Source organism: Mycobacterium sp. NGS16, assembly GCF_059813225.1.
Genome location: NZ_JCALEE010000009.1, coordinates 125,399 through 146,177 on the forward strand (window position 1 = coordinate 125,399; position 20,779 = coordinate 146,177).

Below are 20,779 nucleotides of genomic sequence, written 5' to 3' on the forward strand. Positions count from 1 at the left end.
CCGCGAGGGACTCAGGAGCCGTTCTTGAGGATCAGATAGGTGACGGCGTCGGGGCCGTTGCTGGGCGAGGTCACCGCGTTGAGCTGGCTGCCCGCGTTGCCGACGATGCCGTCGAGGATGCGGTCGAAGTCCTCGGCGGAGGTCTGCGGGTCGATCAGCACCAGCGGGGATTCGCCGGGCGCAACCGCGGTACTGGGGTCCAGCAGGTAGCCGCCGAGCGAGTCGGCATTTCCGGCCGAGGTCTGCGCGAACAGGTCCAGCCACTGCACGGTGGCGTCGGTTCCCTCGGCGTTGGACAGCGCAACGGCGGGAACCTGCACGTCAGGAAGGGACGGCGAGGCGATGTTGGTGGCCAGCACGGCACCACCGACGACGACCGCGGCAGCGGCCACACCCCCAATTACGGCTCGCTTCACGGTCACCCCCTTTGAAACCCACGACCCGGTCAGCACAAGTCAATACTGCGATATTAACTAATAGCGGGCTGAGGAGCAAACGTTTCCTGTCAAGGCTAACCACGGCGTTAATTTGTTTCGCTTATCTCGACGTCGGCGGTGACCTCCATAATTGGCCGAACGAGGCGTCCTCAGAACATTCCCAGACCTGCCGCCAGCGCGCTGGCCAGGCACATCGATGGGCCGTGCGGGATGGAGGGCCCCCGGCGCCCCAGCGCGGCGAGCAGGCCGCACACCCCGGTCAGCAGCGGAGCGCACAGCGCCGCCAGCAACCACACGTCGGCGCCGAAAGAACCGGTCAATGCGCCGAGCCCGGCGGCGAGTTTGACGTCGCCGGCGCCCAGCCCGGCTGGTGCGATCAGGTGCACGGCCAGATAGACCGCGGTCAACGCCGCCGCCCCGGCCAGCGCCGCAGTCCCCCGCCCGGCCGCGGCCGCGACAGCCGGCGCCAGCACCGCCGCGGGCAGGGTCAGCCAGTTCGGCAGCCGGCGCTGCCGGATGTCATAGCCGCTCAGCAGGATCAGCCACGCCACCACCAAAACCGCCCCCACCGCTTCCACGGCGTCATGCTCAGGCCGGGTCGGCGATCGCGCAAGTCATCGCCGCGCGGGGCGCAGGCCGGCCGGTGAACAGCTCGACTTGGGTGAACGCTTGGTGTAGCAGCATCTGCAGGCCGCTGATCACCGTGCCGCCCGCCGCGGTGACCGCCGCCGCCAGCGGCGTCGGCCACGGGTCATAGATCGCATCGAGCAGCACCGGCACCCTCGCCAGCGCCGGCGCGTAGCCGGCCGCGACGTCGGCCGGGAGGGTGCTGACGGTCACCGAGGCGGATCCGGCCGCCTCGCCCAGCGCGGCACCATCGAGGGCGCAGTAGCGGGCCGGCACCCCGACGTCGGTGGCCAGGGCGACCACCCGGGCGGCGGTGTCGGGATTGCGCGCGGCCACCGTGATGTGGCTGGCCCCCAATTCGGCCAACGCCACCACCGCGGCCGGGGCGGTGCCGCCCGACCCGAGCACGATCGCCTCCCCCGCCACCGGACCGGCCGATGTCAGCGCCCCGCTCACCCCGTCGACGTCGGTGTTGTCGGCCAGCCAGCCGGTCGCGGTGCGCACCAGGGTGTTGGCGGACCCGATCCGCTCGGCGCGCGGGGTGCGCTGATCGGCGAAGGCCAGCGCGGCGAACTTGCCCGGCATGGTGACCGATACGCCGACCCATTCCGGCCCGAATCCGGCTACCAGCGCCGGCAGCTGCTCGGCGTTGCACTCGATGCGGTCATAGGTCCAGTGCGGCAGACCGAGGGCCCGGTAGGCCGCCAGGTGCAGTTGCGGTGAGCGGGAGTGCGCGATCGGCGACCCCAGAACGGCCGCCTTGCGCGGCCCCGGCTCAGCGGGAGCTGTCGAGGACACCGTTGTCCAGCGCCATCTCGATGTTGTTCAGGTGCTGTTGATAGTTGTGGGTGAACAAGGTGGTGCCGTCCTGGTCGATCGTCACGAAGTACAACCAGTCGCCCGGCTCCGGGTGCTCGGCGGCCCGCAGCGCCTCGGTGCCCGGGGAACAGATCGGGGTGGCCGGCAGCCCGGCGGAGGCGTAGGTGTTCCACGGCGTCACCTTGGCCCGGTCGGCGTCGGTGGTGGCCACCTCCTGGCGGTCCAGCGGATAGTTGACCGTCGAGTCGAACTCCAGGCGCTGGGGTTCGTTGAGCCGGTTATCGATGACCCGGGCGACCTTGGCGAAGTCGTGCGGCAGCGCTTCGCGCTGCACCAGTGACGCCACGGTCAACAGTTCGTAGGGGGACATGCCCAGCTGCTCGGCGGTGGCGGGCAGACCGGATTTAGCCAGCTCGGCGGTGCTCTGGCCGATCACCTTCGACAGCACCACCGGTGCCGGCGCAGTGGGGTCGACGTTCCAGGTGCCCGCCGTGATCAGCCCCTCGATGCGGCGGTGGTCGTGGCCCATCTTGGTGACCGGCCCCAGCGCCCACTCCGGCACCGACAGGGCCTGCGGGGTCTCCGCCGCCGCGGCGCGCCGCAGATCCTGCACGTTGAGGCAGTGGCGATCGCCGTTGAGTTCCAGGCAGCTGGCCTCGGCGATCAGGGTGAACACGCCCGGGGTGACCGCGTTGGTCTTCATGTCGGTGGTGTCGTCGAGTTGGCGGCCTTCCGGGATCACCAGCTTGCCCACCCGGTTGGCCGGGTCGGTCAGTTGTTGCACCGCGGTGGCGGACGGGATCTGGGCCCGCAATCGGTAGAAGCCGGGCTGGATGGCGGCGATGGCACTGTTGTGCTGGGCGACGTCGAGGAACTTTGCGACGTTGGCGATCACCCCGGCGCCGTACATGGTCTCGGCGATGGCGGTGGTGAAGTCGCCCTCGTGGACCTCGATCAGCACCTGCTGGCCACCCTCACCGGTGTAGTCGAGGAGCGGGCCGCGCGAGTGCCACAGCTTGGAGCCGAGGAACACCCCGGTGATCACGGTCAGGGTGACCAGCACGATGCCCAGGCCGCCGACGACGCGCCGGTGCCGGTGGCGCCGGCGTTGCCGCCGATCCTCGCGGGCCCGCTGGGTCCGGCTCATCCGGCGGCGCGGCGGTCCGACCGCCGCGGGTTTGGCCTTCGTGGCACGGTTGTCGTCAGCCACCGTTGTCCTCCGTTGGCGCCGCCGCGGGGCACGAGGCACGGCGCTGGTCGAGCCAGCTCTGCAAGATCGTCACCGCGGCAGCCTGGTCGATCACCGAGCGCTGACGTTTGGACCGCACCCCGGCCGCCTGCAGGGACCGCGCGGCGCTGACGGTGCTCAGGCGTTCGTCAGCCAGCCGCACCGGGGCGCGCCGATTCCGCTTGGCCAGCATCCGGGCCAGGTCGTCGGCGACCGCGATGGCGTCCTGCGCGGCCGATCCCGTGCGGTCGGCCAGGGTGCGGGGCAGCCCGACCACCACTTCGACCACGTCGAATTCCTCGGCCAGATCGGCCAGCCGGCGCAGGTGCGACCCGGAGGCGTGCCGGCGGACGGTCTGAACCGGCGTTGCCAGCAGGCCGTCGGGGTCGCTGCACGACACCCCGATGCGCACGCTGCCCACATCCACCCCGAGCCGTCGTCCGCGGCCGGGATCGTCCGGCCCGCCGGGCCGGTCCGGGGTGCGATGCTGCGGGAAGGTCACGCCGGCGCGCTCCGGGCGACCGCCGCACGGACCGCCGCCAGGGCGGCGTCGATGCCGGCCGCGTCCTTACCGGAGCCCTGCGCCAGGTCGGCCTTGCCGCCGCCGCGGCCGGCCACCGCCGCCGCCAGGTCTTTGACCAGATCGTCGGCGCGCAACCCGAGGTCCCCGGCGGCGCTGTTGGTGGCGACGACGTAGGGCACGCTGCCGTCCGAACCCGAAGGCGGGTCGGCGATCAGCGCCACCACCGCCGGGCCCTCACCGAGTTTGCCGCGGATGTCGCCGGCCAGCGAGCGCAGATCGCCCCCGCCGATCCCGCCGGACATCCGCTGCGCCACCAGGCGCACGTTACCGACTTGTTCGGCGCTGGCGGCGGCATTTGCCGCAGCCGCGCGCGCATTGGCCAGCCGGACGCGGTCGAGTTCCTTCTCCGCAGCCTTGAGGCGCTCGACGAGGTTTGCTACCCGGGCCGGCACCTCTTCCGACGGCACCTTGAGCGAGGACGCCAGGCCGGCCATCAGTGCCCGTTCCTTGGCCAGGTGGCGGAACGAGTCCAGCCCGACGTAGGCCTCCACCCGGCGCACCCCGGAGCCGACCGACGATTCACCGAGCAGGGTCACCGGGCCGATCTGCGCCGAGTTGTGGACGTGGGTACCGCCGCACAGCTCCAGCGAGAACGGCCCGCCGATCTCAACCACCCGCACCCGCTCCGGGTACTTCTCGCCGAACATCGCCATGGCGCCCATGGCCTTGGCCTTCTCGAGCTCTTCGGTGAAGGTGTGCACCTCGAAGTCGGCCTGCACCGCCTCGTTGGTGACCTCTTCGACCTGGCGGCGCTGTTCGTCGCTGAGCGGGCCCTGCCAGTTGAAGTCGAAGCGCAGATAGCCCGGCCGGTTCAGCGAGCCGGCCTGAACAGCATTGGGCCCCAACACCTGCCGCAGCGCGGCGTGCACCATGTGGGTGCCGGAGTGGCCCTGGGTGGCACCCTTGCGCCAGCCCGGGTCCACCGCGGCGGTGACGGTGTCGCCCTCGACGAACTCGCCCGACTCCACATTGACCCGGTGCACCCACAGGGTTTGGGCGATCTTCTGTACGTCGGTGACCGCGGCCTTGGCTGGCCCGGCGCTGATGGTGCCGGCATCGGCGATCTGCCCGCCCGCTTCGGCGTAGAGCGGCGTGCGGTCCAACACCAACTCGACGCGGTCTGCGGCAACGTCTTCATGCGACACCACCGGCACTCGCTTACCGTCCACGAAGATCCCGAGAATCCTTGCCTCCGAGGACAATTCATCGAACCCGGTGAATTCGGTGGGGCCGGCGTCGATCAGCTCCCGGTAGGCGCTCAGATCGGCGTGGGCGTGTTTGCGGGCGGCGGCGTCGGCCTTGGCGCGTTGGCGTTGCTCGGCCATCAGGGCGCGGAACCCGGCTTCGTCGACGGCCAGACCGGCTTCGGAGGCCATCTCCAGGGTGAGTTCGATCGGGAAGCCGTAGGTGTCGTGCAGGGTGAAGGCGTCCTTACCGGACAGCACGGTGACCCCGGCGGACTTGGTGGCCGCCGCGGCTTCGTCGAACAGCTTGGAACCCGAGGCCAGGGTGCGGTTGAACGCGGTCTCCTCGGCCACCGCTATCCGGGCGATCCGGTCGAAGTCGGTGACCAGTTCGGGATAGGACGGGCCCATCGCGTCGCGCACGGTGGCCATCAGCTCGGCGACGATGGGACCCTCGATGCCCAGCAGCTTGGCCGAGCGGATCACCCTGCGTAGCAGCCGGCGCAGCACGTAGCCGCGGCCGTCGTTGCCGGGGCTCACCCCGTCGCCGATCAGGATCGCCGCGGTGCGCGAGTGGTCGGCGATGATCCGGTAGCGCACGTCGTCGGCGTGGTTGCCGGTGTCATAGGGGCGCGCGGCGACGGTGGACACTTTGTCAATGACCGGCCGCAGCAGGTCGGTTTCGTAGACGTTGTGCACGCCCTGCAGCAGGAACGCGACCCGTTCGATGCCCATCCCGGTGTCGATGTTCTTGCGCGGCAGCGGCCCGAGGATCTCGAAGTCCTCCTTGCCAGCGCCTTCGCCGCGCTCGTTCTGCATGAACACCAGGTTCCAGATCTCGATGTAGCGGTCCTCATTGGCGACCGGGCCACCGTCGACACCGAATTCCGGGCCGCGGTCGTAGTAGATCTCCGAGGACGGGCCGCAGGGTCCGGGGATGCCCATCGACCAGTAGTTGTCGGCCATGCCGCGGCGCTGGATCCGCTCGAGCGGCAATCCCGCGATCTCCTGCCACAGCGCGATGGCCTCGTCGTCGTCGAGGTAGACGGTGGCCCACAGCCGGTCCGGGTCCAGCCCGTAGCCGCCGTCGTCGACGCTGTTGGTCAACAGGGTCCAGGCCAGCTCGATCGCGCCGCGTTTGAAGTAGTCGCCGAACGAGAAGTTGCCGGCCATCTGGAAGAAGGTGTTGTGCCGGGTGGTGATGCCGACTTCGTCGATGTCCGGGGTGCGGATGCACTTCTGGATGCTGGTGGCGGTGGTATACGGCGGGGTGCGCTGGCCTAAGAAGTACGGCACGAACTGCACCATGCCGGCGTTGATGAACAACAGATTCGGGTCGTCGAGGATCACCGAAGCACTGGGCACCTCGGTGTGGCCCGCCTTCACGAAGTGATCGAGGAAACGTTTCCTGATCTCGTGTGTCTGCACTCTAAAGTCGCTTTCCCGCCGTTATCTAGACCGCACTACAGTACCGGGCTGCCGATCGCCTCCTTGACGCCAAGAGCCTGCGGTCGGCAATCAGGCGCTGTCGACGAAACTCAGCCGCACCGACCGCCGGGGGTTGTCCCGGTTGAGGTCGACCAGCACCACGGACTGCCAGGTGCCCAGCAGCGGTTCGCCGCCGGCCACCGGCACCGTGATGGACGGCGCCACAATCGCCGGCAGCACGTGATCGGCACCATGGCCCGGGGAGCCGTGCGCGTGCCGGTAGCGGTCGTCGCGCGGCAGCAGCCGCTCCAAGGTGTCGACCAGGTCGGCGTCCGAGCCGGCGCCGGTCTCGATGATCGCCACCCCGGCTGTCGCATGGGGTACGAACACGTTGCACAGCCCGTCTTGGTGGGCGGCGCAGAACGCCCGCACCTGCGCGGTGAGGTCGACGGTGCGACGCCGCGCGGTGTCGACGTCGAGAATTTCGGTGTCCATCACCGTCCAGCCTACGGGCGCGTCACCCCGGCGAGCAGACACAGAACCGCACGTTTAGGCCGGTTCGCGCACGAGGCGATCGACACCGCCAACCAGATCTTCGGCCAGGTCGGCGGTCCCGGACATGTCGCCGGGCTGTTCTCCGGACCCGATACCGACGCCCAGGACACCGCGGCGCCGTTCGCCGCGATGCAGGGCATGGACCCGCAGATCCTCAACGGTCTCGTCGAGGTCGATGGCGGGATCTTCGCCAACCAGCCGGTGCTGAGCCTCGGCGGCATCTACTACGACGTGGCCGTGGTGCTGTGGATGTTGGGAGGGGTCAACGCTTTTCGGATCCCCGGCGCCGATGAGTACAACGGGGTGGTCGTCAACGACAATTACACCGCGGCCGTCAACGCGATGTACGCCGCGGCCCTTGACAATCCGGTGGTCGGCGACGACGGCAACATCACCGACGTCGCCTACAGCAGCGAAGCCTCGATGATGATCTGGACCATGCTCAACGTCAAAAATCCCGACCCGATGGTGCTGGTCAACACGCTGATCGCCTCGCTGGACAACGGCGGCACGCCCGCGCTGGTCCCCAACGCCGGACTGATCCAGGTCGAGGGCAACCCCACCGACGGCTGGACCTTGGTCAGCTGGGCCGGGCAGGACGTCCCAGAGAATCCCGGAGCGCTGGGCGATCTGTTCCTGATCTGGCGCGATCTGGTGCTGCCGCCACAAGTGGCGCTCGACCATATTCTGGACGCCCTGGCATCCGGTGATTCGGCCGCGCTCACCGACGCCTTCCAGGACGGACTGGCCAGCATCTCCGCGGCGCTGGACAGTGTTCCTGACACGGTGACCAACCTGTTCGCCGAGCTCGCCGCCGGCACCTGGTGACCAGCAACCGCCGCCCCGAATCGGAATTTCACGACACTTCGCCGGCGAGTCGCGTCGGGAAATTCCGATTCGGGGCTGCCGGCTCAATCAGCGGCGGCGGATGATGGCCCGCAGCTTCTGCAGTCGCCCGCCGATCTCCCGTTCGTTGCCGCGTCCGGTGGGCTGATAGTAGTCGGCGCCGACCAATTCATCAGGCGGATATTGTTGTGGCACAACGCCGTCCGGGTGGTCGTGGGCGTACCGGTAGCCGACCGCGTTGCCCAGCGCCTGCGCGCCGGAGTAATGGCCGTCGCGCAGATGCGCCGGCACCGCCCCGGCCTTGCCGGCCCGGATGTCTCTCATCGCGGCGCCGAGTGCGGTGGTCACGGCGTTGGACTTCGGGGCGGTCGCCAGGTGCACGGTGGCGTGCGCGAGGGTCAGCTGCGCCTCGGGCATGCCGATCAGCTGCACGGTCTGGGCGGCGGCCACCGCGGTCGGCAGTGCAGTCGGGTCGGCCATCCCGATGTCCTCGCTGGCCAGGATCATCAACCGGCGGGCGATGAACCGCGGGTCTTCCCCGGCGACCAGCATCCGGGCCAGGTAGTGCAGCGCGGCGTCGACGTCGGAGCCACGCACGCTCTTGATGAACGCACTGATGACGTCGTAGTGCTGGTCGCCGTCGCGGTCGTAGCGCACCGCGGCCTGATCCAGCGACGCCTCCACGGTTTCGACAGTCACCCGCTCCCCTGCCTCGGCCGCCACCTCCAGCGCGGTCAGGGCACGGCGGGCGTCGCCGGCGGCCAGCCGGACCAGGAGATCGACCGCATCGGGTGCCACCTCGATGCGTCCCCCCAGGCCGCGGTCGTCGTCGATGGCGCGGTGCACCACCGTGGCGATGTCCTCGGGCCCCAGGGGACGCAGCTGCAGGATCAGCGAGCGGCTGAGCAGTGGGGCGACCACCGAGAATGACGGGTTCTCGGTGGTGGCCGCCACCAGCAGCACCACCCGGTTCTCCACCGCGGCCAGCAGCGCGTCCTGCTGGGTCTTGGAGAACCGGTGCACCTCGTCGATGAACAGCACGGTCTGCTCGCCGTAGGCGGCGGCGCGCCGGGCGGTGTCGATCACCGCGCGCACCTCTTTGACCCCGGCGGAAAGCGCCGACAGCGCCTCGAAGCGCCGTCCGGTGGCGCCGGAGATCAGTGAGGCCAGCGTGGTCTTTCCGGTGCCCGGCGGGCCGTAGAGGATGACCGAGGCCGCCCCGGAGCCGTCGACCAGCCGACGCAGCGGGGATCCCGGGCCGAGCAGGTGGTCTTGGCCGACGACTTCGTCGAGGGAGGCCGGGCGCATCCGGACTGCCAGCGGCGCGGACGTGCCCGCGCTCGGTCCGGACCCCTGCGGTCCGGGGGTCGGGTCTCCAGTCTCATTCGGCGGTCCCAGCTTCGCCTCTCCGTCGTCGAGCCTCGCTGAACCGCCGGTCAGGTCGAACAGTCCGTCGGACACGCCTTCAGGCATACCACGCGAGTTCGGCGCCGGAGTAGGTCACGGATCGAGGGGGTACTGTTCGCGCCAGCTGCGCGGTGACACGCCGTGGACCTTGCGGAAGAGCCGGGCGAAATACCCCTGGTCCGGTAGACCGACGCGGCGGGCGACCTCACCGACCGGCAGTTCGGGATCGTCGAGCAGCCGACGCGCCTCGGCCATCCGGCGCTCGGTGATCCAGTCCTGCACGGTGCGGCCGGTGCGGCGGCGCATGACCGTAGTCAGGTGCCCGCCTGATACAGCCAGTTCACGTGCCACATCGCGCAACGACAGCGGTTCGGCGTGGCGCCGGTCGATCACGGCCAGGGTCTTGGCGACCAGCGGATCACCGGCCCGGCGCACGCCGTCTTCCACCTCGTCGGCCAGCCGAGCACAGTCGATGAGCAGCACCGTCAGGTGCGCCAATGCTGCCTCTCGGTACCCGCGCCGGCGCGCGGCCAACTCGGCTTCGATTGCCTCGATCGCAGCATCCCAGACCGCTCGCCGGTCAGCCGGCAATTCCAGCGGCAGCCGCCCGCCGTGGCGTTCGTGCAGGAATACGAAGAGCTGCGGGTGTTTTCGCCAGGTCGACCAGGGCGCCCGGCGATGCTCGCCGAGGGCGGACGGGTCGAAGAACAGCCCGACGCCGTCGTCGTCACGGCGAATGTGGGTGGGGTCGACGATTTCGCCGGCGGCGATCAGGTGAACGAGTCCCGCCTCGCGGGCGTACCACAGCGCCGGGAAGTTGTGGACGTGCTCGCGATCGGACAGTTCGTGGTGCCCGAACCGGACCACCGAGACCGGCGGCGTTCGCGGGTCGGCCGGGTACTCGTGGACCGGCACCCCGCGACGCCTGCCGATCAACCGGGTCAACTCAGCCATTCCTCAGATCGTCCCAGTATTGGCAAGGATCGTCCGACTTTTTGGGAACCTCATGCTCGACCATCTATTCAGGGCCGCTGGCGTCGCGGCCGACACGCCGCCAAGCGCGGCGCGGACCCCACCGCCGACGGTCGGCGCACCGCGGTGGAGTATGTGCATTCCCTGAGTTTCCATGGACGCGGCCGAGTTATACCGCTTCATTCTTATGCTGCTTACATTCATGTTTCCCAGCCCTCTCGGCTCCGGCGCGCCCTAGGGTACGTAACACTCGTGCTGCAGAGCAGAATCAGATTCATAGTTAGCACTTGATCTTTCATCCCGGAAAGACGCCTGCACTGCGATCGAGAGCACCTGGGCTCACCCCGGTCACCGACCGCCTTCGAACAGGATAGAACGAGTTCTAATTTCTTGTATACAAATCAGGGGACTCTCAGTTAGCATCGTGATCGTTCGACTCCGTGCTGTGCATCACTAACCCGAAGGAGACCCCTTGCACGCCACAGTTCGCCCCTACGCCACCGCCGGCGTGGCACTGATCGGGGCCAGCCTCATCGCGGTCACGCCGCTGGCCGCGCCGTTGACGGCGCTGCCCGATGTTCAGTCGCCCGCGGTGGCGTTGACCGGGGCGTTCCAAGACGTCCTCAATGCCGCGTCGGCGAATGTGACGACGATGCTCAACAACTGGTACCTCGCGCCTGGCGTGGGTATGCAGCAGTTCTGGGCGAACCAGATGGATTACTGGGACCAGCTGCTCAACGACCCGGCGGGCTCCGCCAACGCCGTCAACGAGGAGATCCAGAAGCACCTCAACGCGGTGATCTCCGGGTTCGGACTCCAAGACACCACCGATGAAACCCATGCCACGGTCCTCAATCACACGATGGACGCTAACCACGCGTTGATGTTCGGACAGGTTTCTAACTACATTCCCGCTGACGTCGACGCCAGCCAGATCATGCCGATCATCGAATGGCTGGGATCCCCGCAGAGCGCGATCTTGATGGGAATGATCGGCCCGGGCATCAGCCCGTGGATCGCCCTGCTCAACAGCATCACCGACCATGACAGCCTCGGCGACACGTGGGCGAACGTGACCGGCGCCTTCTTCAACGGCGCCACCTTGAACCTGGATGCCCTGCTACCGACCATCAACGGGCTCGGGGTCTTCCCAGCCGGCATGAGCATGGACCACCTCGACATCGCCTTCGGCGGGCTGTTCTCCACCGGCGCCGCGCAGGTCGGCCCCTACGAGGTGCTCGGCCCCGGCGGCGAGGTCGCCGCCTCGGTGCCCGCAGTCGGCGGGTCGATCTTCCAAAGTGTCGGTATCGAATTCAGCGGGGTGCCCGTGCTGGGCTCCCTCGATCTCAACAGCGCAGCCATCGGCCCGATCGCGGCCTGGCAGGCCTGGGGCCAAACCGTCGGCGCATTGCTCGGCTCCGGATGGGACGGCAAGGGCCCGGTCGTGGTCACCCCGCCACTTGCCGGGGCGGAGCTGCCCCTGCTGCCTACCGACACCCTCGATGACGGCGGCGCCGGTGCCGCCACCGATGCGTTCGGCTGGCTGGGAGACCTACTCGGCCTCTGAAACCCATAAACCGTTATCCCCCGACAAGACTGCTTGAAAGAGGTACCTCCACGATGAGTCGTCATCACACGCACCCGCGCCGGCACGCCCGCGCGGTCGGCGCCGCCAGCGCCGTCGGCGCGTTCCTTGCCTTCGGAATGGCCCCTGTAACCACCGCACCACCGGCCCAGGCCGACGAATTCGATTGGATCGCCGATCTTTTCGACCCGTCGTCCTGGTTCGCCGTCGAACCCGCCGACGCCGGCACCTTCGACATGACCTCGATGCTCGACCAGTGGTTGTATGAACCGCTGCACACCTCGATGGAAGCCTGGATCAGCAGTGACTTCGGGGCCATGGTGAACGGCTGGATCAACACCTCCGCCGGTCAATTCCTCATCGGCGACGGCGCCGATGGCACCGCGGAGCACCCCGACGGCGGCAACGGCGGACTGTGGTTCGGCGACGGCGGCGACGGTTGGGACAGCACCGAGGCCGGGGTGGCCGGCGGCAACGGCGGCAACGCCCCCGGCTGGCTCGGCGACGGCGGCAACGGCGGCGACGGCGGCGCCGGTGCCAATGGCGGCAATGGTGGCGCCGGCGGCACCTGGATGGGCAACGGCGGCGCCGGCGGTGCCGGCGGAGCGTCGCTGGATCCCACCATCATCGGCGGTGACGGCGGTATCGGTGGCACCGCCTCGGCCTGGTTCTTCGGCAACGGCGGCAACGGCGGGATCGGCGGGGCCGGGGCCGACGGCGCAGCCGGCACCTACGCCAACGGCGGTACCGGCAACGGCGGCAACGGCGGCCACGGCGGCAACGGCGGGGCCGGCGGCCGCAGCGGCTTCATGTTCGGCAACGGCGGCAACGGCGGCGACGGCGGTGAGGCCGGCGCCAGCGGGGACGGCGCCACCGGCACTATCGATCACGTCGATGGCGGCGACGGCGGATTGGGTGGCTGGGGCGGAGCCGGCGGCGCAGCCGGTGCGCGCGGCTCCACCATCTACTCTTCCCCGGTATACGGGCAGGCCGGGCACCTCGGCGCCGGCGCTGACGGGGGCAATGGCGGCAACGGCGGCAACGCGTACCAGGACGCGAACGGCAACTACCTCGGCGACGGCGGCAACGGCGGCGACGGCGGTTATTCCAACGGTCTCTTTGCCCGGACCGGCGCCGGTGCCGATGGCGGCAGCGGTGGCAACGGCGGCGACGGACTCAACGGCGGCAACGGCGGCAACGGCCAAAGCGCCACCGCCAGCAACGGTGGTTCCGAGCCCGGCGGCAAGGGCGGCGACGGTGGTAACGGTGGCTTCGCCAGCGCCGGCAAGGGCGGCAACGGCGGCAACGGCGGCAGCAGCCGCGGTGGTGGGGCCGGTCTCGGCGGTAACGGCGGCGACGGCGCCACCGACGACGCCACCGTGAAAACCATCGGCGGCAACGGCGGCCGCGGCGGAAGCACACTCGGTGCCGACGGCGCCGGCGGCCGCGGCGGCAACGGTGGCACCGGCACCTACGCCGGCGGCAACGGCGGCGCCGGCGGCGGCGGTGGCCGCGGCGGCTACGCCGGGGGCGACGGCGGTGACGGCGGGACCAGCACCGGCTGGCAACACGACGGTGTCACCTATAGTCACGGCGGCAACGGCGGTGACGGCGGCAGGGGCGCTACTCCCGGTACCGACACCGCAGCCGGTGACGGCGGCGCCGGGGGTGCCGGCGGTAACGGCGCCACCGGCAACAACGTGGTCAGCATCGGCGGCAACGGCGGCAACGGCGGCGCGGGCGGAAGCGCTTCCGGTGGTGTCGCAGCCGGTAACGGCGGTAGCGGGGGCGCCGGCGGCAGCGGCACGGCATCCGGCGGTAACGGCGGCAGCGGCGGTAGTGGCGGTAACGCCACTGTCCCGCTGACCGGGGGCACCGGCGGCACTGCAGGTAACGGCGGTGCCGGGGGCGCCGGCGGAGACAGCGGCGGCGTCACGATGCCCACTGACAACCCCTACGGTGCAGGGCCCAGCCATGCCGGCAATGGTGGCAACGGGGGCAACGGCGGCACCGGCACGTCAGATGCCGGCGGCACCGGCGGCGATGGCGGTGCCGGCGGTGCTGGCGGTAATGCGCAAGGCACCGTCAACGGCGGCAACGGCGGCACCGGCGGAACCGGCGGCACCGGCTTCAAGGGCTCAGTCGCCACCAACCCCGCACATGCGGCCGGCGGCAATGGCGGCGACGGTGGCGTCGGCGGCAATGGTGGCCAGGGCGGCGCCGGCGGTACCGCAGTCTCCGGCAACGGCGGCGCGGGCGGCAACGGCGGTGCGGGCGGAACCGGTGGCGCCGGCGCCAGCGGCGGCAACGGTGGTACTGACAGTGCCGGCACCCAACTCGCTGGCGGCAACGGCGGCAACGGCGGGGCAGGCGGCAATGGCGGCCAGCACGGCACCGGCGGAGCCAGCTCCAGCGGGACGGCCGGCGCAAACGGGACCGGCGGCGCGGCCGGCAACGGCGGCGCCGGGGGCGCCGGCGGCACCGGCTCCCCCGCCGGGCAAGCCGGCACCGACGGTACCGACGGCCAGCCCGGCCAATAGTTCACGCACACCCGTCGGCCCCCTTCAACGGCGAAGGGGGCCGACTGGTGTCCGTTACCCAATCTGTCATTCGGGGTCGCAGCGTCCGACGGCATGGTCGTCGTGACACGAAACATCGGACGCTTCACGGCATTCGGAGTCCTGGGAGCGGTAGCGCACCTCTGGTCCGAACTTAGCGGTGCACGATCACCCCGCGGATGTTCTTGCCGTCGCGCAGATCCTGGTAGCCCTCGTTGACTTGTTCCAGGGTGTAGCGGCGGGTGATCAGCTCGTCGAGTTTGAGCTGGCCGGCGTCGTAGAGCCGCAGCAGCCGCACGATGTCGTACTGCGGGTTGGCCCCACCGAACAGGGTGCCCTTGATGGTCTTGCCGAACAACGCCAGCTGCGAACCAGAGATATGCACGTCGAGGTCCTCCAGCTTCGCCAGCGCGGCGATCACCACGGTGCCGCCCTTGCCGATGGTGTTGAACGCCGCGGTGGTGACGGCCTCGTCCAGGTCGCCGACGGTGATCAGCGCCTGATCGGCCATCTGCCCCCAGGTCAACTCGGCGACCTTGACCATCGCCTCCTCGGCGGTGGCGAAGGCATGGGTGGCGCCAAGCTTGAGCGCGGTGTCCCGCTTGAATTCCACCGGGTCGACGGCCACCACATACTTGGCGCCGGCGTGCGCGGCGCCCTGCACCGCGTTTATGCCGACGCCGCCGACGCCGTAGACCACCACGGTGTCCCCGGCGCGCACCCCGCCGTCGTAGTTGGCGCTCGCCCACCCGGTGGGCACCCCGCAGCCGACCAGCACCGCGGTCTCCAGCGGCAGCCAGTCATCGACCTTGACCACCGAGTGCTGCGAGACCGTCGCCCGCTCCGCGAAGGTACCCAGCATGCAGAACCCGCCGTAATCGGTTCCGCCCGAATGGAATCGGAAAGTGCCGTCGGGCATACAGCCCTCCAGGATGGTGGCGCCCATGTCGCACAGGTTCTGCCGGCCGGTCGAACAGTACCGGCACGCCCCGCAGCTGGGGATGAAGCAGCACACCACGTGATCGCCGGGCTTGACCTTGGTGACCCCGACCCCGACGTCCTCGATGATCCCCGAGCCCTCGTGCCCGCCGACGATGGGGAAGCGCGCCGGCCAGTCGCCGTCGGCCAGGTGCAGATCCGAATGGCACAGCCCGGCGGCGGTGAACTTGATCAGCACCTCGCCCGGGCCGGGCCCGTCGAGGTCCAACTCCATGATCTCGAAGGGCTGGTTGGGCGCATGCGCCACCGCGGCAATTGTTTTCATGCCCGCCATCCAACCCGCTCGGGTGACGGTGGTGTGCCGATTCAGCCGGATTGGCCGGGATACCCGGCTGCGTCAGCCTGCGCTGATGCCGGGCGGCGAATACGCCGGTTCGTCACGGGTTGGCGAATCGGCGAGTGCGTCTCGGCGACGACGCGACCGTCTCGCCGCCGTCCCCAGCGATGTTCTCGGGTCGGTGCGGTAGCGCAATACCTCGCGACCAGATCTCAGGCCGGTGCGGTCACAAAGTCGATCAGCTCCTCGACCCGGCCGATCAGCTCCGGCTCCAAATCGGTCCAGTCGCGCACCCGGCCGCGGATGCGCTGCCAGGCCGCGGCGATGTCGGCCTGGTCGGCGTGCGGCCAGCCCAACGCGGCGCAGATGCCGTGCTTCCACTCCACCTTGCGTGGGATCGTCGGCCACTGTTCGAGCCCAAGCCGCCCGGGTTTGACGGCCTGCCAGATGTCGACGTAGGGGTGTCCGACGATCAGGGTGTGCGCGCCGCCGGGGCCGCGGCGCACCGCCTCGGCGATGCGGGTCTCCTTGGAGCCCGCGACCAGGTGGTCGACCAGCACGCCGAGCCGCCGGCCCGGTCCGGGCTGGAATTCGGCCACGATGCCGGTCAGATCGTCGATGCCGCCGAGGTATTCGACCACTACGCCCTCGATGCGCAGGTCGTCGCCCCAGACCTGCTCGACCAGCTCGGCGTCGTGGCGGCCCTCGACATAGATCCGGCTGGCCAGCGCCACCTTGGCGCGGGCGCCGGGCACCGCCACCGAGCCCGAGGCGGTGCGCGCGGGCGCCTTCGGTGCGGCCGGCCGCGGTTCGGTCAGGATCACCGGTTTGCCGTCAATCAGGTAGCCCGGGCCGAGCGGGAAGCCACGGGTGCGGCCGTGGCGGTCTTCGAGCTGGATGCGGCCGTATTCCACCCGCACCACGGCGCCGACGTAACCGGTCTGGGCGTCTTCGACCACCATGCCGCGCTGCACCGGGACCTCGGTGGAACGCACCTTGCGGGTGCGGTGCGGGTTGTCGGCGAGGATGTCGGTTCCATAGCGGTCTGCCACCCGAGGCAGCTTAGGCGGACGGGGCTCCCGCGAGTCGGAACCTGGCGACGTGATTCCGGCGCGTCTCGTCGTGAGATTCCGTCTCGCGGGGAGGGATGGCGCGTCCCCAAGCGGCAATTCATTCAAGGTTCTCTAAATTTCTAAGAGATCTCTCGCAACATACGTAACAATTACAACTTGAATAACTCTTGTCACCCTAACTTACTATTACCTCATCTAATAACAACAAACTCATTTGCATCGTTAGGCCGCCAAAATGTGCAATTACATCATTTATCGCGTTATGCTCGTGAACCTCACTGATAGACAACTATCACGGAGGTTGTGATATGCACCGGAACACGGCACGGCGTGTCGTGCAGCGCGGCACGCGGCACCTCGTATGGGCGGCATCCGGGCTGGTCACCGGGGGGATCATGGGGGCGTTGCTGGCATCGGCGGGCGTCGCCCACGCGGACGCCAACATGCTGGGCTGGGATGCGGTTGCACAATGCGAGTCCGGCGGTAACTGGGCCGCAGATACCGGCAACGGTTTCTACGGCGGATTGCAGTTCAAGCCGTCGACCTGGCGCGCGTTCGGCGGGGTCGGGTTGCCGTCGAAGGCCTCGCGGGAAGAACAGATCGCCGTGGCCAATCGGGTCCTGGATGAGCAGGGACCATACGCCTGGCCCAAATGCGGTCCGGGACGGGTATTCCCGTCATCGGTGAAGGGCTGGGTGCCCCCGGCGATGCGTCAGCTGCTCAAACCGTTCTGGTGAGACCGGCTACTTCGGCGCCAGGACCGCCTGGGTCTGGGTGACCCGGGCGACCAGCTTGCCGTGCTCGTCGGTCAGGTCGGTTTGCACGACGATCGTCGTGCGCCCGACGTGCAGCGGGAGGCTGCTCGCCGTGACAGTGCCCTCGCGTACCGCCCGGAAGAAATTGGTTTTCGATTCGATCGTCGAGGTGCTGGCACCCTGAGGCAGATTGGCCACCGCGCACACCGCCCCGACGGTGTCGGCGAACGCCATCAGCGCTCCCCCGTGCAGGATGCCGCCGGTGGTGCAGCGCTCTGGCGCCCAGGCCATCGTGGCGATCACCTGTTGGGGGGTCAGTTCGGTGATGTCGATGTCCAGCGCCGCCGCGAACGGCATGTTGGCGACGACCAGGCGCGCGAATTCAGCGGAGTCCATCCGCTCAGCCTGACGGACACCGCTGCGCCGTGTCGGCGTTTCAGCGCGGCTGGGGCGCCGCGTCGATCCCGGCCTCTTTGCGCTGCTGGGCGGTGATCGGCGCCGGGGCGTCGGTCAGCGGGTCGATGCCACCGCCGGACTTCGGGAACGCGATGACTTCGCGGATCGACTCCACCCCGGCCAGCAGCGCCACCACCCGGTCCCAGCCGAACGCCAGCCCGCCGTGCGGCGGCGCACCGAAACTGAAGGCGTCCAACAGGAATCCGAATTTTTCGGCTGCCTCGTCTGCGTTGATGCCCATCACCTTGAAGACTTGCTGCTGAACATCGCGGCGGTGGATACGGATCGAGCCGCCGCCGATCTCGTTGCCGTTGCAGACGACGTCGTAGGCGTCGGCCAGCACCGCCCCCGGATCGGACTCGATACGGTCGACGTGTTCGGGCTTGGGCGAGGTGAAGGCGTGGTGCACCGCGGTCCAGGCACCGGAGCCGACGGCGACATCACCGGCCGCGGTGGCGTCGTCGGCGGGCTCGAACAGCGGCGGGTCGACGATCCAGGTGAACGCCCACGCGTTCGGGTCGATCAGGTCCAGGCGCCGGGCGATCTCACCGCGGGCCGCGCCCAGCAGCGCCCGGGATGCTTTGGCCGGCCCGGCCGCAAAGAAGATGCAGTCCCCCGGCGCGGCACCCACGTGCCCGGCCAGCCCGGCACGCTCAGCGTCGGTCAGGTTCTTGGCCACCGGTCCGGACAGCTCTCCGCCCTCGCCCACCAGCACGTACGCCAGGCCCTTGGCGCCGCGCTGTTTGGCCCACTCCTGCCAGCCGTCCAGCGTCCGGCGCGGCTGCGACGCCCCGCCGGGCATGACGACCGCACCCACGTACGGGGCCTGGAAGACCCGGAAGGTGGTGTCGGAGAAGAACTCTGTGCACTCCACCAGTTCAAGGCCGAAACGCAGGTCGGGCTTGTCGGAGCCGAACCGGCGCATGGCGTCGGTGTAGGTCATCCGGGGCAACGGCGTCGGCAGGTCGTAGCCGATCAGCGCCCACAGCGCCTTGAGCACCTGTTCGGCGATGCCGATCACGTCCTCGGCGTCGACGAAGCTCATCTCCAGGTCCAGCTGGGTGAACTCCGGCTGGCGGTCGGCGCGGAAGTCCTCGTCGCGGTAGCAACGGGCGATCTGGTAGTAGCGCTCCATGCCGGCCACCATCAGCAGCTGCTTGAACAGCTGCGGACTCTGCGGCAGCGCATAGAACGAGCCGGGCTGCAGCCGCGCCGGCACCAGGAAGTCGCGGGCACCCTCCGGGGTGGAGCGGGTCAGGGTCGGGGTTTCGATCTCGATGAAGTCATGCTCGGCGAGCACGGCGCGGGCCGCCGCGTTGGCCTTGGAACGCAGTCGCAGTGCCGCGCCGGGGCCGTCTTCGCGACGCAGATCCAGGTAGCGGTGGCGCAGCCGGGCTTCTTCACCGGCCGACTCGTCGAGTTGGAACGGCAGCGGCGCAGCCTCGTTGAGCACCGTCAGCTCTACCGCGTTGACCTCGATGGCTCCGGTCGGCAAGTCCGGGTTTTCGTTGCCGGCCGGTCGCACTTCGACGACGCCGGTGATCGCAACGCAGAACTCGGCACGCAGCCGGTGGGCTTGCTCGAGCACCGCCGCATCCCGAAACACCACCTGCGCCACTCCCGAGGCGTCGCGCAGATCGATGAAAATGACTCCGCCATGGTCGCGTCGGCGCGCCACCCAGCCGGCCAGTGTGACGCTGCGCCCGGCGTCGGTAGCCCGCAACGAGCCGGCGTCGTGGCTGCGCAGCACGAAATACCCCCTGGTGTCAGGACAGTTCAGATAACGGTTCGAGCGTCGCCAAGTCTAGAGGCATCGCGCAGCCCTGCCCCGCGCCGGTCGGTGCTCTAAGCTGGCTCACTGTGACCAATGGCACCGATGACGTCGACTTCGACTACGACGACGAGGACGACGACGACGCCACCCCAAAGCAGACCAACAGCCTCAAATGGGGGCTGGCCGCCGTGGTCGTGCTCGCTGTGGTGGCCCTGGTGCTGGTCGGGGTGGTGCTGCTCGGCGGTGACCCCGGCAAGGGTTCGTTGGATGGCGCGGGCTCCAGCCGCAACGCCGCGTCCTCAGGCATCGCCAGCGCCGACGACACCGGGCCGGTCGCGATCATTATCAGCGACCCCAGTTGCACCGCGTGGAGTTCGATCAGCGGCAACCTGTCGAGCACGCTGTCGCTGCTGGGGCACGGCAAATGGAACGAGCGCGATCAGTCGATCCCGGCCTCGGCGTGGAACGACGAACAGAAGAAGGAGTACCTGGCCGCCGGGCAAGTGGTACGCAACGCCGCCGCACAGACCGTCGGGCTGGTGAAGCTCACGCCCCATCGGGTGATGCGTGAACTCTACGAGCAGTTCATCGCCTACGCCCGTGCTTTCGTCGAGCACATCCCCACCTACACCGAACGCGACGCCGCGCTGGCCGGTACCGCCCACAGCGCGGCATCGGCGTTGGCCGCGATCTGCGCGGCCGCCAACAACGGATCGGCGGCGACCCGCGCGCCGCTGGTCGAAGCCCAGTCCACGCCCACCAAGACCGCCTCGCCGGGTAACCCGACCAATCCGCAGCGCTACCTGACCGGGCCCAACCCGGTGTGTGCGGATTGGAAGGCGGCGCTGGACAAATTCGGCACCGACACCGCCGAGTGGACGGAGATCGATCCGAGCATCCCGGCGACCTACTGGAACCCCCAGCAGAAGGCGATCAACCTGGCGGTCGGCCCGGTGATGATCAGTCTGGCCAACAAGATGCAGCAGCTGGGCCGCCGCAGCAACAATCCCACGCTGCAGGATTTCGCGGAGCTCTCGGCGCAGTATCGGCGGGCGTTCGTGCTGTCGCTGCCGACCTACGATCCGTCGGACAACTATCTGGCCAATGCCGCGACGTTCCTGTCCACCACGGTGCTGGGCGGGTGCGCGTCAATACCGACGGCCGGCGGCTAAGCCGCCCCAACGGCCCCAACGCAAGAACCGGCGCAGCCTGCAGG

The 20,779-nt window shown here is 69.3% G+C and carries 18 protein-coding genes; 5 read left to right on the forward strand and 13 right to left on the reverse strand.

Translation table 11 applies throughout. The features are described from left to right. Positions 1–11 precede the first annotated feature (11 nt). From AC5Y4Q_RS18360 to AC5Y4Q_RS18390, 7 genes are all read right to left on the reverse strand, one after another. Entirely contained in the window at positions 12–416 is a 405-nt protein-coding gene (locus tag AC5Y4Q_RS18360) for a hypothetical protein (protein ID WP_234786343.1), read from the reverse strand. Between the two features lie 170 nt (positions 417–586). Then, positions 587–1,015, reverse strand: a complete 429-nt coding sequence (locus AC5Y4Q_RS18365) for a prepilin peptidase (protein ID WP_064921328.1) — start codon at positions 1,013–1,015, stop codon at positions 587–589. A gap of 10 nt (positions 1,016–1,025) precedes the next feature. Next, a complete protein-coding gene (locus AC5Y4Q_RS18370) occupies positions 1,026–1,862 on the reverse strand; it encodes a shikimate dehydrogenase (protein WP_064921329.1) in 837 nt (278 codons plus the stop codon). Then, positions 1,840–3,093, reverse strand: coding sequence for an endolytic transglycosylase MltG (locus tag AC5Y4Q_RS18375; protein WP_064921330.1), 1,254 nt, complete (start codon positions 3,091–3,093; stop codon positions 1,840–1,842). The genes AC5Y4Q_RS18370 and AC5Y4Q_RS18375 overlap by 23 nt, the downstream gene beginning before the upstream one ends. Further along, on the reverse strand, positions 3,086–3,613 hold the full coding sequence (gene ruvX / locus AC5Y4Q_RS18380; RefSeq protein ID WP_064921331.1) for a Holliday junction resolvase RuvX: 528 nt from the start codon (positions 3,611–3,613) through the stop codon (positions 3,086–3,088). Before ruvX ends, AC5Y4Q_RS18375 begins: the two co-directional genes overlap by 8 nt. Next, positions 3,610–6,306 (reverse strand): alanine--tRNA ligase, encoded by a 2,697-nt coding sequence (alaS, locus tag AC5Y4Q_RS18385; protein WP_064921332.1) that lies wholly within the window; start codon positions 6,304–6,306, stop codon positions 3,610–3,612. Before alaS ends, ruvX begins: the two co-directional genes overlap by 4 nt. Before the next feature lie 90 nt (positions 6,307–6,396). Beyond that, entirely contained in the window at positions 6,397–6,789 is a 393-nt protein-coding gene (locus AC5Y4Q_RS18390; RefSeq protein ID WP_109535636.1) for a secondary thiamine-phosphate synthase enzyme YjbQ, read from the reverse strand. On the opposite strand from AC5Y4Q_RS18390, the gene AC5Y4Q_RS18395 reads away from it, so the two are divergent. Continuing rightward, complete coding sequence (locus AC5Y4Q_RS18395; RefSeq protein WP_499959895.1) at positions 6,715–7,689, forward strand: histidine phosphatase family protein; 975 nt, start codon at positions 6,715–6,717, stop codon at positions 7,687–7,689. The genes AC5Y4Q_RS18390 and AC5Y4Q_RS18395 overlap by 75 nt on opposite strands. Before the next feature lie 87 nt (positions 7,690–7,776). On the opposite strand, the gene AC5Y4Q_RS18400 is transcribed toward AC5Y4Q_RS18395, so the two are convergent. Both AC5Y4Q_RS18400 and AC5Y4Q_RS18405 read right to left on the reverse strand, forming a co-directional pair. Next, a complete protein-coding gene (locus tag AC5Y4Q_RS18400) occupies positions 7,777–9,168 on the reverse strand; it encodes a replication-associated recombination protein A (protein WP_428844265.1) in 1,392 nt (463 codons plus the stop codon). A 39-nt stretch (positions 9,169–9,207) separates the two neighbouring features. Beyond that, positions 9,208–10,068: a helix-turn-helix transcriptional regulator gene (locus AC5Y4Q_RS18405; RefSeq protein ID WP_064921335.1), complete on the reverse strand. Its 861-nt coding sequence runs from the start codon at positions 10,066–10,068 to the stop codon at positions 9,208–9,210. Between the two features lie 490 nt (positions 10,069–10,558). On the opposite strand from AC5Y4Q_RS18405, the gene gjpA reads away from it, so the two are divergent. Together gjpA and AC5Y4Q_RS18415 are read left to right on the forward strand one after the other, a co-directional pair. Further along, positions 10,559–11,653 (forward strand): outer membrane porin GjpA, encoded by a 1,095-nt coding sequence (gjpA, locus tag AC5Y4Q_RS18410; RefSeq protein WP_064921336.1) that lies wholly within the window; start codon positions 10,559–10,561, stop codon positions 11,651–11,653. A 53-nt stretch (positions 11,654–11,706) separates the two neighbouring features. After that, positions 11,707–14,211, forward strand: a complete 2,505-nt coding sequence (locus tag AC5Y4Q_RS18415; RefSeq protein WP_165604290.1) for a PGRS repeat-containing protein — start codon at positions 11,707–11,709, stop codon at positions 14,209–14,211. A 172-nt stretch (positions 14,212–14,383) separates the two neighbouring features. On the opposite strand, the gene AC5Y4Q_RS18420 is transcribed toward AC5Y4Q_RS18415, so the two are convergent. Continuing rightward, positions 14,384–15,493: an NDMA-dependent alcohol dehydrogenase gene (locus AC5Y4Q_RS18420; protein ID WP_064921341.1), complete on the reverse strand. Its 1,110-nt coding sequence runs from the start codon at positions 15,491–15,493 to the stop codon at positions 14,384–14,386. 224 nt (positions 15,494–15,717) lie between these two features. Beyond that, entirely contained in the window at positions 15,718–16,557 is an 840-nt protein-coding gene (locus AC5Y4Q_RS18425) for a DUF3097 domain-containing protein (RefSeq protein WP_125225676.1), read from the reverse strand. Between the two features lie 416 nt (positions 16,558–16,973). Between AC5Y4Q_RS18425 and AC5Y4Q_RS18430 the strand changes: the two genes are divergently transcribed. Continuing rightward, positions 16,974–17,315, forward strand: coding sequence for a transglycosylase family protein (locus tag AC5Y4Q_RS18430; protein WP_082952480.1), 342 nt, complete (start codon positions 16,974–16,976; stop codon positions 17,313–17,315). A 6-nt stretch (positions 17,316–17,321) separates the two neighbouring features. On the opposite strand, the gene AC5Y4Q_RS18435 is transcribed toward AC5Y4Q_RS18430, so the two are convergent. Both AC5Y4Q_RS18435 and aspS read right to left on the reverse strand, forming a co-directional pair. Next, entirely contained in the window at positions 17,322–17,729 is a 408-nt protein-coding gene (locus AC5Y4Q_RS18435; protein WP_064920360.1) for a PaaI family thioesterase, read from the reverse strand. Positions 17,730–17,769: 40 nt separating this feature from the next. Beyond that, positions 17,770–19,539 (reverse strand): aspartate--tRNA ligase, encoded by a 1,770-nt coding sequence (aspS, locus tag AC5Y4Q_RS18440; protein WP_064920361.1) that lies wholly within the window; start codon positions 19,537–19,539, stop codon positions 17,770–17,772. A 110-nt stretch (positions 19,540–19,649) separates the two neighbouring features. On the opposite strand from aspS, the gene AC5Y4Q_RS18445 reads away from it, so the two are divergent. Next, positions 19,650–20,735 carry an ESX-1 system-associated protein gene (locus AC5Y4Q_RS18445; protein ID WP_064920362.1) on the forward strand — a complete coding sequence of 362 codons (1,086 nt, stop codon included), beginning with the start codon at positions 19,650–19,652 and terminating at the stop codon, positions 20,733–20,735. Positions 20,736–20,779: the final 44 nt, after the last annotated feature.